The following is a 14,251-nucleotide window of genomic DNA, read 5'->3' as shown; positions in this document are numbered from 1 at the left end:
ATGAACACGTTCGACGGCGACCTCGTGGCCGCTCTGCAGGAGCTGCCCGAGACCGACCCCGTGGAGATCGACGGCATCCAGCTCGGCGGCACCTGCGCGTGTGTCGGCCTGCTGACGCTGCTCAACACGATCTGCATCGGCATCTCCTGCGCCTGATCAGCGCAGGCCCATGCGGAACCCGGGACCCCTGAATGAACCCCGGCCCGCAGAACCCCGGTCACGGACCGGCCACGAGCCGGTCCGTGACCGGACCCACTTACGAGTGTAGAAGGCATCCCCCGAATGTGAACGGAGTCGTGGCACGTGGTCCTCACCGGTGCACCGGGCGACTCCGCGGTGCTGCGCGCCGGCGGCAGGCGGCTGCTGCGCGGCGCCATGGCCCGCTTCCGGCCCGCCATGGGCGGGCTGGCCCTCCTCGTGATCGTCCGCGTCGCCGCGACGCTGGCGACCCCGGTCATGCTGGCCCGTGCGGTCGACGCGGCCCGCGCCCAGCACGACGTCGGCACCTCCACGGCATGGCTCGCGCTCGTCCTGGCGGCGGCGGCCGTCGCCACCACCGGCGAGGACGTGCTCGGCTCCTACTGCGGCAGCGACATCACCGCCTGGCTCCGGCACCGGCTGCTCGGGCACGTGCTCGCGCTCGGGCCGCAGGGGCGGCGGCGCTTCCCCGCCGGGGACGTGCTGTCCCGGCTCACCGAGTCCGCGTCGGGACCGGCGGCGTTCCCCGTCCTGCTGCTGTCGGCCGCCGCCGCGCTCGCCACCACCCTGGGCGCGCTGGCCGGCCTCGCGCTGATCGACTGGTGGCTCGCCGCCGCGTTCGCGGCCGGCGTGCCGCCGCTGCTGGTCGCGCTGCGCGTGTTCGTCGTCCGGGCCACCGAGCCGTTCGCCCGGTACCAGGCGTGCCAGGCGGCGATCGCGACGCGGCTGCTCGACGCCCGGCAGGGCATCCGGACCATCCGGGCGAGCGGCACCGCCGCCGCCGAGGCGCGGCGGATCCTCGCGCCGCTTCCCGGCCTCGGCCGTGCGGGCCGGGAGACATGGACGGTGCAGGGCGCGGTCGGCCGGCGGCTCGCGCTGCTGGCCCCGCTCACCCAGGTCCTGGTGGTCGGCGTCGCGGGCGTGCGCCTGGCCACCGGCGACATCACCACCGGGCAGCTCGTGGGCGCCATGTCCTACGCGGCCCTGGCCGTCGCGGCGGCGTCGGTGTTCGACACGGTCGTCGCGCTGCTGAACTGCCAGGTCGGCGCCGGGCGGATCAACGAGATCCTGTCGGCCGTCCCGGCCGTGCGGGCGCCCGCACGGCCGGTGCGGCTGCCGGACGGGCCCGGCCGGCTGCGGCTGCGCGGCGTCACCGTCCGGCTGGGCGGCCGCGCCGTCCTCGACGGGCTCGACCTCGACGTGCCGCCGGGGACGACCGTCGCGGTGGTCGGCACGTCCGGGACGGGCAAGAGCGTGCTGATGTCGACCATCGGGCGGCTCCTCGACCCGGACGAGGGGGCCGTCGAACTCGACGGCGTCCCCGTCACCGCCGTACCGCTCGCGGAGCTGCGGCGCGCCGTCGCCTACGCCTTCGAACGCCCCGCGCTGCTCGGCGCGACCGTCCGCGACACGATCGCCTACGCCCGCCCCGCCGCGACCCGCGCCGAGGTGCACCGCGCCGCGCGCGACGCCGTCGCCGACGCCTTCATCCGGGCGCTGCCCGACGGATACGACACGCCGCTCGACCGCGCCCCGATGTCCGGCGGCGAGCTGCAGCGGCTCGGGCTGGCCCGCGCCGCGCTCGCCGACGCCCGCATCGTCCTCCTCGACGACGCCACCAGCAGCCTCGACACCGCCACGGAGATGAAGGTGACCCAGGCGCTCCGCCAGATCCTGGCCGGCCGGACCAGCCTGGTCGTGGCGCGCCGCCCGGCGACCGCCGCCCGCGCCGACCTCGTCGCCTGGCTGGACGCGGGGCGCGTGCGGGCCCTCGCCCCCCACTCGGAGTTGTGGGCCGACGCCGACTACCGCGCCGTGTTCTCCACCCGGGCGGCTTCATGACGGCCCCGCCCTCCGCGCGCCTCCTGCACCGCCACCTGCGGGGGCAGTGGCCCGCGGTGCGCCGCCTCGCCGCCTGGTCGGCCGTGGAGTCCCTGCCGATGTTCGCGTCCGGCCTGCTCCTGGCCCGCGCCGTCGACCAGGGGTTCCTCGCGGGGCGCACCCTGACCGGCCTCGGCTGGCTGGCCGTCCTCGCGGCCCTGTACGCGGTCGGCGCGTTCGCGACCGGGCGGGTCTACCCGTGGCTCGCCGCGACCGTCGAGCCGCTGCGCGACTCCCTGGTCACCGAGGTCGTCGCGGCCGCGCTCCGCCGGATGTCCGACCGGGCGCCGGACGCGGCGGGCGCGGGGGTCTCCCAGGTCACCGAGCAGGCCGAGGCCGTCCGGGCGCTGATGGGGACCGCGCTGCGCAACGTCCGCCAGCTGCTGTCGGCGGGGGCCGCCGCGCTCGTCGGCCTGGCTCTGCTGTCCCCGCCGCTGGCCCTCGTCATCTGCCTGTCGGTGGCGCTGTCCCTGGCGGTGTACGCGGCGTTCGTGGGTGTGCAAATCCGCCGGTACCGGGCGGTCATCCGCCAGGCCGAGCGGATCGGCGAGGCCGCCGCCACGGTCGTGCACGGCGTCCGGGACGTCGCCGCCTGCGCCGCCGAGGACCGCGCCGCCACCGCGGTCGGCGAGGTCGTGGACGCGCAGGCCGAGGCCCTGCGCGCCTACGCCCGCACCCGCTGGGTCCGCCTTCCCGTCCTGGCCCTCGGGGTGCACCTGCCGCTGCTCGCCCTGCTCGTCCTGTCGCCCTACCTGACCGCGCACCACGGGCTCACCGCCGGGCAGATCGCAGGCGGCGCGGGATACCTGGTGACGGGACTCCAGCCGGGAATCACCGTCCTGGTAGACGCGGGCGGCACCCTCCTGCTCAGCCTCGCGGTGGTCCTGGGCCGCCTCGCCGAGGTCTGCGCCGTCCCCGGGGCACCCCCGCCGGGCACGGCGACGTCCGAATCGTCCGGGATCGAAGCCGACCACGTGACCTTCGCCTACTCCCCGCACGCGGCGCCCGTCGTGGAGGACCTCTCACTGCACGTCCCCGAGGGGACCCACCTGGCGGTCGTCGGCCCCAGCGGCACCGGCAAGTCCACCCTGGCGAACCTGCTCACCGGCCTCCTGGAACCCCAGAAGGGCAAGATCACCCTGGGCAAGGTCCCCCTCCCCCGCCTGGCCCCGGCACACCTGCGCTCAAAGATCACGCTGATCCCGCAGGAGAGCTACGTCTTCGCAGGCACCCTCCGCGACAACCTCACCTACCTGCGCCCCGACGCCTCCACCCCGTCCCTGGACGAGGCGGTGAAGGCCGTGGGCCTCCTCGAAACGGTCGAGCGCCTGGGCGGCTACGAGGCCGAGATCCCGCCCGGCGGCGGGGGCCTCTCCCAGGGCGAACGCCAGCTCATCACCCTGGCCCGCGCCTACCTGTCCCCGGCGTCGGTCATCGTCCTGGACGAGGCGACCAGCCACCTGGACCCGGCGACGGAGGCCCGCGCCGAACTGGCCCTGGCGTCCCGCGGCGGCACCCTGATCGTCATAGCCCACCGCATAACGTCCGCCGAACGAGCCCACCAGGTCCTACTGATGGACGGCCCGGTCCCCACCCTGGGCACCCACGAAACCCTCCTGACCCGCAACCAGACCTACGCAGAACTCGTAGGCCACTGGCTGACCTGAGAGGGATGTCTCCGTCATGCCATATCGTTCGGCGGATGAGCGCGGAAACTGCGATCCGGTCAGGCCTGGCCATGTTGTCCGATCAAGCCACCGGCGTCGTGGATCCCGAAACCGTGCTGCCGCCCGGCCGCCTGATCAAGGCCGACGAGGGTGAGGGGGAGGCGAGCCTCTGGCTGTCCTCGACCACGCCCTCGGCGGAGCTGTGGACGAGCCTCTACCGGCTCCGCGATCGAACGGGGCTGTGGCCGCTGCTGCTGGAACCTCTCGCGCGTGACAGCGGCTTCCGGCCCTGGGAATCGGGTGAGCTCTTCCCGGGAAATTCAGCTCTCCCGACCGTCATGACCACGAGAATCTGCTGAAAGAGTGGTGGCGGGACTACACCGAGACGAGCTCGGACGACGATGTGCTGTCCGAGGAGGAACGGATCGCTGTGACCGCGCCATACGGCCGGCAGTGGCCCGGCCTGGCGCCGAGCATGGAGTCCCAAGGAGAGCCGGACTCCTTCGCCGCCGGGTACGCGGAGCACCTGCTCGACCGGCTTTCGTCCCTGCGGCTCGGCCTGGCCGCCGCCGAGCGTGGCTCGGACGCGCTTGTCTCCATGGGGTGGAGCGGGCCGCTTAACTACACCAACGACACCGGAGAGATCGCGTCGGTAGTCCGCAGCTGGGAGGATCGCTTCGGCGCCCGGGTCGTCGGCGCCGGCTTCTCGGAGCTCTACCTGAGCGTCGCGGCTCCACCGTCGACCCACGAGGAAGCGCTCCGAGTCGCCGCCGAGCATTTCGCGTTCTGCCCGGACAACATCTGGCAGAACACCACCCCCGCCACACTCGCCTCATACGCCGAGCACCTCGTCGACCTCAACGCATGGGTGTTCTGGTGGGACTGAACCCCACCCGTCGTCAGTGAGCGCGTCCCCAGCGCGCGGACAGCGCCTTACGAAGCCCCTGTACGCAGACCCCTGACCGGCACCGCGCTCCAACCGGCCCCACGAAAGATCAGGGCTAAAGATCCAGTTCCCCGCGCCGGATCCGGGCGACCAAACCGCCAAAGTCCTGCGGACTGAGGTCGAGACGCGGACCTGCCGGATCCTTCGAATCCCGCACGCCGACCCGATCAGCGAGCCTGGCCAGCTCAACGCAGGCGTTGTCGTTGACCCCACCACTCCGGGAGCTCTTGCGCCATTCGATCACAGGTAACTCTCCCGCACCTTCTCGATCAACTTGCGCGAATCGTCACGAGACAGGGCCAATGCCCCAAGTTGGTCGAAGTGTATCGCGAGAGAGGCAACTTCGTCACCGGCCTCAATGAGGCGTCCTGCGAGTTGTGCACCGGCGTAAGAGATCTGCCGCCCTCCCAAGTCGAGGATCTGGAAGGCGCCATCCAAACCTGGATGCGCCCCAGCCGACCTCAGAATGCACCGCACGGACACATGCGGCAGCTCGTCCACCTGCAATAGATATCCTAGCTGCGCCTCCATGGTCGACCGCGTTCCCACCGGACGCTCTAGCACGTCCTCATCGAGGATGATCCAAATATAGGGCGGGTCGCGCTTCGTCAGGATCTCCTGGCGCCTTTGACGCACTCCCACTTCCCGGTCACTCTCTCGGGCTTGTCCTCCCGACAGCAGTAGCGCCTTTCCATACTCGGGCGTCTGCACAGGAACCGGAACCGATTTGCCATGGTAGATCTTGAGAACCTTCGCGGACGATTCATACTGAATGTACTGCGCAAACCAGTCAGGGTCGTGTCCACTGCGAGCATAATGCAAAAGCCGCTGAAAATGCCCTCCAGTATCCCACGCCTTGTCCAAAATAGCCATATACGGGTCACTTGGGCGAAGTCGGCCCGCCTCCCAGTTCGAGACAGTGCCGCGCGCCACCCGGACGATTTGGGCGGTCTGCGCCAGCGAGAGACTCCGTCGGGTCCGGTAGAACCACAGGTCGAAGGCCAGCCAGGACCACAGTGAGGAGTCCGGGTCGATGCTCTCACGAACACTCATGTCGACCTCCGGTGTATTTCCTGGATTCCAATCCATCACACGTTAATCCTTCGCCGCCGACCATGTAGCCAAATCCAGGGAAGACAAGGTGGCGGGTATGAACGACCAGAGACCGGTCCTGCAGATTCCCGAACCGGGAGAAATCCAGATGACCGTCCAGGGAGAGGAGGCTTCGGTCAGGCTCGTCCGGGAACTCGTCCGTTACGCGCTGATTAATTGGAGTTACGGCCGCGTTCTGGTCGACGATTCAGCCGTCGTCATGAGCGAGATCATCACTAATGCCGTCAACGCGGCGAAAGGACACGAACTCAGCATCCGGATCGCCGTCCACGAGGGGGCGCCGCTGCTGGAGTGCTGGGACCCGTCGCCCGAACTCCCCCGCGCCTGCGAAGCGGGCCTGGACGCCCTGAGCGGCCGCGGTATGGCGATCATCGCCGCCTACGCCAAGGACACCGGCGTCCGCCCCTCCCCCACGGGCCAGGGCAAGGTCGTCTGGGCCCTCATGCCCACCAACGACCCGGGTCCGGCCGAGCCGTCCCAGCACCCCACCCCGCCCTGACTCCGGGCCCGAATGGCCGAAAGAGGACGGACATTGCGGAGAGACCTTCCTACAACGGCCGAAACCAACGGCCGGCGAGAGCCAAGTTGTCCGGGCCGTCGTGCCAGCACAGGGCGGTGGTCTCAACCGCGTGACATCAGATGCCTCGCCACCCGATTCTTCCCTCAAAGCTCTTTGGTCCTCACCGAATGGACGATTTGGACAATGCTTGGCGCGACTGGGCAGCGGTGAGAGAATTCGTTCTATCACCGGCTACCGGAAGCGAGTGGGCATCATGACCAGGCCATGGGAAGCCGACCACGGCGCGGGGTTCCAGCGAAGGTTAGGCAAGACGGCCGCAGACGTGGGCGACAGCCGTACGACGCAGGACTGCCCCGAGATCTGGGAACTGGACAACGGCGACATCGCCGTCATCGGCCGTGACGCCACCGCCGCTTACCGCGACCGCCTGCCGCCGGGCGTGAGCATCGGTTCCGACGAGCGCCTTGTGATCATCTCCGGTCGCCTGCTGTCCGCCGCCAAACCGGACATCCGAGATGCTTGAGCGCATCGCCCGCTTCGAGGGGAAGTTGCTCGACCACTCCGCCTACCACCGGGACTTCGCCCGGCAGGTCGAAGACCTGCGCGGGACCATCTGGAAACTCGAACGGTCCCAGGTGTTCCGCGAGCTGGACGACCCCAGTTGGCTGGCGTTCAGTTCCGGAGACTGGCGTCGCTCCCTCGAACTACTGGAGGAGGATCGCAAGGCCGTCCGGGCGGAGGCCGACGGCAACCGGCGCCAAGGGCTGAAGATCAAGCGTGTTCGCGTGGTCGAGCGTCCACTGAGCCCGTACGTCCAATGGGAACTCCACGCGCTCAGGATGCTGGCGGAGGAAGGCTTCGAACTGAGCGTTCTCCCCGCCGAACACCTCTCCGAGCTGGAGGACCAGGGCCAACTGCCCGAAGTGGTCGTCGTCGGCTCGCGCGTCCTCTATGAAGTCCGATATCAGCCGGATTGGACTCCATGCGGCGCCCGGCGCATCGAAACGCCGGAGGTTATCCGCACCGCCGCGTCCGAGATCGGCCGTCTGCACCGCAAAGGCGAGCCCCTGCTTCGGTTCTTCGAGCGGGAAGTGGCCCGGTTACCAGCACCGGCGGTCTGATCTATCGTTTCGTAGATGCCGTCCGCTCGCCTGCGCCGAGGCAGGGTGAGAACGTTCTCCCTCTGCCTCATCACGCTTGTCGTCATCGCCCTTATCGGCGCCTCGCCATGGGCCTTACGCGCATTCGGCGGCCCGACCGGCCGGTGGGAGCGGCTGAGCTTCATCGGTCAGACCTACGGCGCCGCGTCGGCGCTCCTGGCCGCCCTCGCGCTGATCGGCATCGCGGCCACCCTCATCTTCCAGGCGCACGACACGAGGATCGCCCGCGAGGAGGCCAGGCGCATCGCGATCGCGGATCTGCTCAAGATGGCGATGGATGACCCCGCCCTCGACGAGGCGTGGGGGCCGGTGCCGGCGGACGCGGACCGCAGGGCCAGGCGGCAGCTCATGTACATCAACATGATCATCTCCGAGTGGCAGATGTCCTTCGAGACCAAGGCCCTTCCCGAGAAGCGGCTGCGCGCCGTCTCGAGAGAGATGTTCTCGGGGCGTCCTGGGCGAGCATTCTGGGAAGAGGCGCGCCAGGTTCGCATGGGCACGGCCGGGAGCAAGCGGGGGCGACGCTTCCACGAGATTCTGGACGAGGAGTACAGGCTGGCGCCCGTTCCGCCGGTCGAGCCGAGGCGGACACGGCGGCGCTGGGTGGTGCTTGGAGGCTCGGTGGCGGGGGTTGCGGCGATGGGCCCTCTCCTGCGCTGGGTCCTCGCGCGTCGTCGGTCCGCTCGGCAGGGGAATCGCCGAAGACGTTCCCGATGATCGCGGGAGTGGGAAAGGTTCTGAGAATCCGTCGCCGCGGGTGTCGAGAACGTCGGGGTGGCTCCGTCCCAGGGGTGCGGGTGGTCGAGAACGGCCGCTCGGCTACTGGAGACGGGAGCGTCGAGCATGGAACAGCGTGAGATCAACGAGGTCCTCGACCGGCCTTACAGCAGGGAGCTGCTGGCTCGGGATCTGACCCGGCTGGCCTACGTCGCCGAGGACGGGACGCCGCGCAACGTGCCGATCGCGTTCACCTGGAACGGCTCCGAGGTCGTCATGTGCACCAGCAAGAACGCGCCGAAGCTGCGGTACCTGCGGCAGCGTCCCGAGGTGGCGCTGACGATCGACACGGAGGTGCATCCGCCGAAGATCCTGCTCATCCGGGGGCGCGCCGAACTCGATGTCGTCGACGGCATCCCGGAGGAGTACCTCCAGATGAACGGCAGTTACGAGATGACGGCCGAGCAGCGCGTCGAGTGGGAGGCCGAGGTCCGCTCGCTGTACGACGGCATGGTCCGGATCGTCGTCACCCCGACCTGGGTGAAGCTCATCGACTTCGAGACCACGCTGCCCACCGCCGTCGAGGAACTGGTCCGGCAGCGGGCCGAGCGCCAGGACGTCTGAGAGCCGCGCGCCAGAATGGGGCCTAGCAGTCCAGGGAGAAGATGATGGCCAAGTATCTGCTGCTCAAGCACTATCGGGGCGGGCCCGCGCCGGTCAACGACGTGCCGATGGACCAGTGGACGCCGGAGGAGTTCACGGCCCACATCCAGTACATGGAGGACTTTGCCGAGCGTCTCAAGGCCACCGGCGAGTTCGTCGAGCATCAGGCGCTCTCGTCGCAGGGGACGTTCGTCCGCTCGGACGGCGAGGGCCGCCCGCCGGTCACCGACGGGCCGTTCGCCGAGACCAAGGACCTGATCGCCGGCTGGATGGTGATCGACGTCGAGTCCTACGAGCGCGCGCTCGAGCTGGCCGCCGAGCTGTCCGCGGCGCCCGGCGCGGGCGGGAGGCCGATCCAGGAGTGGCTGGAGCTGCGGCCGTTCTTCGCCGCGCTGCCCACGATGGCGGAATGAACGAGGCGCTGCTGCGGGAGCTCGTGCCCGCGGTGATCGGTGTCATGGTGCGCCGCGGCGCGGACTTCGCGGCGGCCGAGGACGCCGTGCAGGAGGCGCTGATCCGCGCGTTGCAGACATGGCCGGACGACCCGCCGCGCGACCCGAAGGCCTGGCTCGTCGCGGCGGCGTGGCGCAAGTTCCTCGACGCCGCCCGGGCCGAGGCCTCGCGGTCGGGGAGGGAGCTGGCCGTCGAGGTCGAGCCGCCGGCGGGCCCGGTGCCCGGCGCGGACGACTCGCTGTGGCTCTACTTCCTGTGCGCGCACCCGTCCCTGTCCCCCGGTTCGGCCGTCGCGTTGACGCTGCGCGCGGTCGGCGGCCTGACGACGCGGCAGATCGCGACGGCGTACCTCGTCCCCGAGGCGACCATGGCGCAGCGGATCAGCCGGGCCAAGCGGCGCATCGCGGGACTGCCGCTCGACCGGCCCGGGGATCTGGCGACGGTCCTGCGGGTCCTCTACCTCGTCTTCAACGAGGGCTACGGCGGGGACGTCGATCTGGCGGCCGAGGCGATCCGCCTGACCCGCCAGCTCGCCGCCTCCACCGGCGATCCCGAGGTCGCGGGCCTGCTGGCGCTCATGCTGCTGCACCACGCCCGGCGCGCCTCCCGCCTGGTGGACGGGCGGCTGGTGCCGCTCGCCCGGCAGGACCGGTCCCGCTGGGACACCGGCCTCATCTCCGAAGGAGTCGCGATCCTGCAGGCGGCGCTGGCTCACGACCGGCTGGGCGAGTACCAGGCGCAGGCCGCGATCGCCGCCTTGCACGCGGACGCCCCCAGCACCGCCGAGACCGACTGGGTGCAGATCGTGGAGTGGTACGACGAACTGCTGGAACTCACGGGCAACCCGGTGGTCCGGCTCAACCGCGCGGTCGCGGTCGGGGAGGCCGACGGACCGCAGGCCGGCCTGGCGGAGCTGAGCAAGGTCGATCCCGATCTCCCCCGGTTCGCCGCGGTCCGCGCCTATCTCCTCGAACGCGCCGGAGACCTCGATCAAGCCGCCGAGCTCTACGCCGAGGCGGCCCACGCGGCCACCAGCCTCCCGGAGCACGAACATCTCACCCGCGAGGCGGCCAGGGTCCGGCAGCTACCGCGCCCGTAGCCGGGCCCCGCAAAATCAGGGCGGGTCGGTCAGGGGGTGGGGGGTGGTGGCGTGGTCGCCGAGGCTTAGTAGGAGGGTGCGGAGGGTTGTGGCCAGGGCGTCCTGTTGGGGGTGGTCCAGGGCGGCCAGTAGGCGGCGTTCGTTTTCCAGGTGGGCGGTTACGGCGCGGTCGATGAGGTCTCGGCCGGCGGGGGTGAGGGCTACGAGGACGGCGCGGCGGTTGGCGGGGTCGACGTCGCGCGTGACGTAGCCCTTGGCGACCAGGCGGTCGAGGCGGTTGGTGACGGCGCCCGAGGTCACCATGGACGAGCGGGCCAGCATGCCCGCGGTGATGCCGTCGGGTGAGTCGGCGCGGCGGAGGGTCGCGAGGACGTCGAACTCGCCCCGTTCCAGCCCGAACTCGGCGAAGAGCGCCTTGAGCTCGCGCTCGGCGATCCTCGTCAGCCGGGAGAGGCGGCCGAGGATCCGCATGGGGGACGGATCGAGGTCGGGCCGGGCACGGGTCCACTGCTCCACGACGAGGTCTACGGCGTCACGCTCCAACGAGCACCTCTCAACGTTGAACTGTTTGACATCAAGCTAGCAGCAGATCTACGGTCTTCAGCGTTGAACATTTCAGCGTTGAAAGGTTGGTCTCATGCGACGTCGAACGTTCTCCCTCGTCCTGGTGTTCGGGCTGGCCGCCGCTACGAGCGCGCCGGCGCAGGCTGCCGGGCACGGCGGCGGTGCCGCGGTGTACCCGAGCACGATCCGGCTGCCGAACGGGTTCCAGCCCGAGGGCATCGCGATCGGGCCCGGACCGGTCGCCTATGTCGGTTCCATGGCGGATGGGTCGGTCTATCGCGCCGACCTGCGCACCGGGGCCGGCGCGGTCCTCAGCCGGGGGCCCGGCACGCCCGCCCTCGGGTTGAAGAGCGACGCGCGCGGGCGGCTGTTCGTGGCCGGGGGCCCGGGCGGCGACGCCCGCGTCCTCGATGCCCGTTCGGGGCGGGTTCTGGCCACCTACCGGCTGGCCACCGGGGCGTCTTTCGTCAACGACGTCATCCTCACGCAGGGCGCCGCGTGGTTCACCGACTCGACCAAGCCGGTGCTCTACAAACTGCCGCTCACCGGCGGAAGGCTGCCCGCCGAGGCGGTCCGGGTGCCGCTCACCGGCGATCTCGTCTACCAGGGCGGTCCTGACAGCCCCGGCAGCGGCGGGTTCAACGCCAACGGCATCACGCCGACACCGGACGGACGGGGTCTGATCGTCGTCCAGTCGAACACCGGCGGCCTGTTCCGCGTCGACCCGGCGTCCGGCGAGACCCGCCGCGTGGACCTGCACGGCGAGTCGCTGCCGGAGGGCGACGGCCTGCTGCTGCGAGGCCGGACGCTGTACGCGGTGCAGAACCGGCTCGACACCGTGGCCGTCCTGCGGCTGAACGCGGCGGGAACCGAGGGCCGGGTCGTCCGGCGGGTGACGGATGCCCGGTTCGCCCTGCCGACGACCGTGGCCGCGTTCGGCTCCCGGTTGTACCTCCCCAACATCCGGTTCTTCGCCACAGGCCCGACACCGGACATCTCGTACAACGCCGTCGCCATCCCCCGCCCCTAGGCGGGAGGGATTGGAATCAGGCGGACAATTCTTGAACAACACCGCACGCGGCATCCGACATGGCGGCGCGTGACCAGGGCAGATCGAGCGGGGTCGGGCGGCCGATTCCGGGGCGTCTGATTAGTCCATTTTTCTTGATCTGATGGGATACCTGGTTAATGCCGCGAATAACTTGGGCGGTGGTGGCCGCGTTGGGACTGCTCGTCGTCGCTTTGTCCGGGTTCGCGCAGTCTGCTCCGGGCCCGTCCGCGCCGCCCTCGCCGCCGGGGGTGGGGAAGAACGGCGAGGCGTGGGCCTGGACGCAGTTGGTGAACGGTACGAGCCACACGACCGAGGTCCGGTTCGCCAGCACCGAGAAACCCGCCGGGCACTGTCCCACCGTGCAGTACAGCCTGGCGGGCAAGGTGCAGACGGCCGTCCTGCGGAAGGTCAGCGACCCCTATATCACCGGTGGCGGGCTCCAGCAGTTCCCGACGACCTTCTGCCTGGCTCCGGTCCCCGACGGGGCGAAGAACGCGCTGATCGAGCCGACCACGACCAACGCGGCCACCGTGTATCCGGGGAACCTCCAGCTTCCGCTGCCGGAGTGGCCGGTGAACGGGCGTCCGAAGAGCGTCGCCGTCATCGGGGACGCGGGGTGCGAGGTCACCTCGCCCACGGTCGGCGCTCCGCAGAACCAGGACTGCCAGAAGGAGTGGCCGCTGGAGCCGCTCTCCGCGCACGCGGCCGCGCAGTCCCGGCCGGACCTCGTCGTCCATGTCGGCGACTACGTGTACCGGGAGGCGCCGGCAGGGGCGAACGACGCCACCCCGGGCTGCGGCGCGCAGGGGCAGGCGGCCGACTGGGGGTGCCTCATCAAGGACTTCCTCCGGCCGGCCCAGGCCCTGCTCGCCGAGGCGCCCTTCATCTTCGCGCGGGGCAACCACGAGGTATGCACGCCGCCGAAGGTGGGACGGGGCGCCGAGTGGTTCCGCTATTTCGCGACGGTGCCCCAGAAGAACAACGAATGCTTCTCCCTGCCGCAGGCCCAGGTCGAACCGGTCCAGATCAATGCGGGAAGGCTGCATTTCATCCTGTTCGACTCCAGTTCGGCGAGCGAGAGCAGCCAGCCGAACAAGTCGCAGGCCGCCCAGTACGCGAAATGGTTCGACGAAGTGAACGCCCTGGCCGCCAACCACCCGACGCACGACTACTTCCTCATCACCCACAAGCCGCTGTGGATGGTCAAGCAGGCCTCGTCCACGGCCGTGACCTGGATCAACCCGACCCTTGCGAGCGCGGTCAAGCAGACGGCCAACGGGGCCCTGGCCGACAACATCGACCTGGTGCTGTCGGGGCACGTGCACCTCTATCAGATGCTCGACTTCCTCAACAGTTCGCGTCCCCCGCAGGTGACCGTGGGCTCGTCCGGGACGACGCTCGACACCCCGCCGGACGACTCGAAGGTGGTCGGCAAGACCGTGGACGGTGAGACCGTCCAGCACTCGGTCTCACGGGGCGTCCACGGCTACGCGCTCCTGAACGACACGGGCGGCCAGTGGAATCTCACCTTCCACGGGGTCTCCGGGCAGGCGTGGCCGCTGGACTGCCTTCTGAGCACCGGCGCCATCAAGGAGTTCAGCTGCAAGTGACCCTCAGGGGTGCAGGGCCGCGTCGGGCGGGGTCTCGGCGACGCGGGTGAAGCGGACGGTGAGGCCGTCGCGTTCGGGCGCGCAGCAGTAGGGGCCCGCGGCGGCGGTGACGCCTGGCGGGAAGGGCGCCAGGCGGATCATCTGCCACGGGTCCTCGCCCGCGCGGGCGCGGATCGTCACCGCGTCGCCCGAGCGGCTGGCGCGGACGGTCACCTCGCGGCCGTGCCACGGGACGGGGGCCGAGGACCAGTCCGAGGCTCCGTGGGTGACGACCGCGCCCAGTTGGAGGGCACCGTCGCAGTACTCGGCGCCGGCCTTGATCCAGGTGGACTCGGAGAGGCGGACGAGCAGGCCGGCCTGGTCGAACTGGTGGTCGTAGTCGGCGACGAAGGAGACCTCGATCGCGGCCTCGGGGTCGAAGGGCGACAGCAGGGCGTGGCCGCTGTCGCGGTCGTAGCCGTAGGAGGTCGTCCGCCAGAAGTCGCTGCCCTTGGCCGCGGTGACGAGGAGGGCCTGGCCGTCGGGGGTCGCGGACGGGGGCGGGTTGAGCCATTCGCCGGTGGTCATAAGCCGGAATCTACGCCAGGGGTGGAGTTGACCCCACCACCT

The 14,251-nt window shown here is 70.4% G+C and carries 18 protein-coding genes; 14 read left to right on the top strand and 4 right to left on the bottom strand.

The window, feature by feature from the left end:
• The 5 genes from FKD65_RS44600 to FKD65_RS45150 all read left to right on the top strand — a co-directional run bounded on the left by FKD65_RS44600 (nucleotide 1) and on the right by FKD65_RS45150 (nucleotide 4,632).
• A complete protein-coding gene (locus tag FKD65_RS44600; RefSeq protein ID WP_168221299.1) occupies nucleotides 1-156 on the top strand; it encodes a VenA family class IV lanthipeptide in 156 nt (51 codons plus the stop codon).
• Between the two features lie 147 nt (nucleotides 157-303).
• Complete coding sequence (locus tag FKD65_RS37200; RefSeq protein ID WP_141583721.1) at nucleotides 304-2,040, top strand: ABC transporter ATP-binding protein; 1,737 nt, start codon at nucleotides 304-306, stop codon at nucleotides 2,038-2,040.
• The gene (locus tag FKD65_RS37195; RefSeq protein WP_141583719.1) at nucleotides 2,037-3,746 is read left to right on the top strand and encodes an ABC transporter ATP-binding protein; all 1,710 of its coding nucleotides are present in this window, start codon (nucleotides 2,037-2,039) and stop codon (nucleotides 3,744-3,746) included. The genes FKD65_RS37200 and FKD65_RS37195 overlap by 4 nt, the downstream gene beginning before the upstream one ends.
• A 35-nt stretch (nucleotides 3,747-3,781) precedes the next feature.
• Nucleotides 3,782-4,105 (top strand): hypothetical protein, encoded by a 324-nt coding sequence (locus FKD65_RS45155; protein WP_205718385.1) that lies wholly within the window; start codon nucleotides 3,782-3,784, stop codon nucleotides 4,103-4,105.
• A gap of 71 nt (nucleotides 4,106-4,176) precedes the next feature.
• Nucleotides 4,177-4,632, top strand: a complete 456-nt coding sequence (locus FKD65_RS45150) for a DUF4253 domain-containing protein (RefSeq protein ID WP_205718384.1) — start codon at nucleotides 4,177-4,179, stop codon at nucleotides 4,630-4,632.
• A 115-nt stretch (nucleotides 4,633-4,747) separates the two neighbouring features.
• Here the strand turns inward: FKD65_RS45150 and FKD65_RS37185 are convergent, their stop codons facing one another.
• Entirely contained in the window at nucleotides 4,748-4,936 is a 189-nt protein-coding gene (locus FKD65_RS37185) for a DUF397 domain-containing protein (protein WP_141583716.1), read from the bottom strand.
• Complete coding sequence (locus FKD65_RS37180) at nucleotides 4,933-5,781, bottom strand: helix-turn-helix transcriptional regulator (RefSeq protein WP_141583714.1); 849 nt, start codon at nucleotides 5,779-5,781, stop codon at nucleotides 4,933-4,935. The genes FKD65_RS37185 and FKD65_RS37180 overlap by 4 nt, the downstream gene beginning before the upstream one ends.
• Before the next feature lie 61 nt (nucleotides 5,782-5,842).
• On the opposite strand from FKD65_RS37180, the gene FKD65_RS37175 reads away from it, so the two are divergent.
• From FKD65_RS37175 to FKD65_RS37145, 7 genes are all read left to right on the top strand, one after another.
• The gene (locus FKD65_RS37175) at nucleotides 5,843-6,304 is read left to right on the top strand and encodes an ATP-binding protein (protein WP_141583712.1); all 462 of its coding nucleotides are present in this window, start codon (nucleotides 5,843-5,845) and stop codon (nucleotides 6,302-6,304) included.
• A gap of 274 nt (nucleotides 6,305-6,578) precedes the next feature.
• Nucleotides 6,579-6,848: a hypothetical protein gene (locus FKD65_RS37170; protein ID WP_141587320.1), complete on the top strand. Its 270-nt coding sequence runs from the start codon at nucleotides 6,579-6,581 to the stop codon at nucleotides 6,846-6,848.
• On the top strand, nucleotides 6,841-7,446 hold the full coding sequence (locus FKD65_RS37165; protein ID WP_141583710.1) for a DUF6879 family protein: 606 nt from the start codon (nucleotides 6,841-6,843) through the stop codon (nucleotides 7,444-7,446). The genes FKD65_RS37170 and FKD65_RS37165 overlap by 8 nt, the downstream gene beginning before the upstream one ends.
• A gap of 15 nt (nucleotides 7,447-7,461) precedes the next feature.
• Entirely contained in the window at nucleotides 7,462-8,202 is a 741-nt protein-coding gene (locus FKD65_RS37160; protein WP_141583708.1) for a DUF6082 family protein, read from the top strand.
• Nucleotides 8,203-8,328: 126 nt separating this feature from the next.
• Complete coding sequence (locus FKD65_RS37155) at nucleotides 8,329-8,826, top strand: pyridoxamine 5'-phosphate oxidase family protein (protein ID WP_141583705.1); 498 nt, start codon at nucleotides 8,329-8,331, stop codon at nucleotides 8,824-8,826.
• A 44-nt stretch (nucleotides 8,827-8,870) separates the two neighbouring features.
• On the top strand, nucleotides 8,871-9,278 hold the full coding sequence (locus FKD65_RS37150; protein ID WP_141583703.1) for a YciI family protein: 408 nt from the start codon (nucleotides 8,871-8,873) through the stop codon (nucleotides 9,276-9,278).
• Nucleotides 9,275-10,417 carry an RNA polymerase sigma factor gene (locus tag FKD65_RS37145; protein WP_141583701.1) on the top strand — a complete coding sequence of 381 codons (1,143 nt, stop codon included), beginning with the start codon at nucleotides 9,275-9,277 and terminating at the stop codon, nucleotides 10,415-10,417. The genes FKD65_RS37150 and FKD65_RS37145 overlap by 4 nt, the downstream gene beginning before the upstream one ends.
• A gap of 15 nt (nucleotides 10,418-10,432) precedes the next feature.
• Here the strand turns inward: FKD65_RS37145 and FKD65_RS37140 are convergent, their stop codons facing one another.
• Nucleotides 10,433-10,960: a MarR family winged helix-turn-helix transcriptional regulator gene (locus FKD65_RS37140; RefSeq protein WP_240809782.1), complete on the bottom strand. Its 528-nt coding sequence runs from the start codon at nucleotides 10,958-10,960 to the stop codon at nucleotides 10,433-10,435.
• A 94-nt stretch (nucleotides 10,961-11,054) separates the two neighbouring features.
• Here FKD65_RS37140 and FKD65_RS37135 point away from each other — a divergent pair, with 94 nt between their 5' ends.
• Nucleotides 11,055-12,011, top strand: coding sequence for a superoxide dismutase (locus FKD65_RS37135; RefSeq protein ID WP_141583698.1), 957 nt, complete (start codon nucleotides 11,055-11,057; stop codon nucleotides 12,009-12,011).
• A gap of 182 nt (nucleotides 12,012-12,193) precedes the next feature.
• Nucleotides 12,194-13,642, top strand: coding sequence for a metallophosphoesterase (locus FKD65_RS37130; RefSeq protein WP_168221298.1), 1,449 nt, complete (start codon nucleotides 12,194-12,196; stop codon nucleotides 13,640-13,642).
• Between the two features lie 3 nt (nucleotides 13,643-13,645).
• On the opposite strand, the gene FKD65_RS37125 is transcribed toward FKD65_RS37130, so the two are convergent.
• Complete coding sequence (locus tag FKD65_RS37125) at nucleotides 13,646-14,209, bottom strand: DUF1349 domain-containing protein (protein ID WP_141583694.1); 564 nt, start codon at nucleotides 14,207-14,209, stop codon at nucleotides 13,646-13,648.
• Nucleotides 14,210-14,251: the final 42 nt, after the last annotated feature.

Origin of the sequence: Actinomadura sp. WMMA1423 (genome assembly GCF_006547145.1) — a bacterium.
Lineage (GTDB): Bacteria > Actinomycetota > Actinomycetes > Streptosporangiales > Streptosporangiaceae > Spirillospora.
This window is presented reverse-complemented; position numbering and strand designations above follow the sequence as displayed.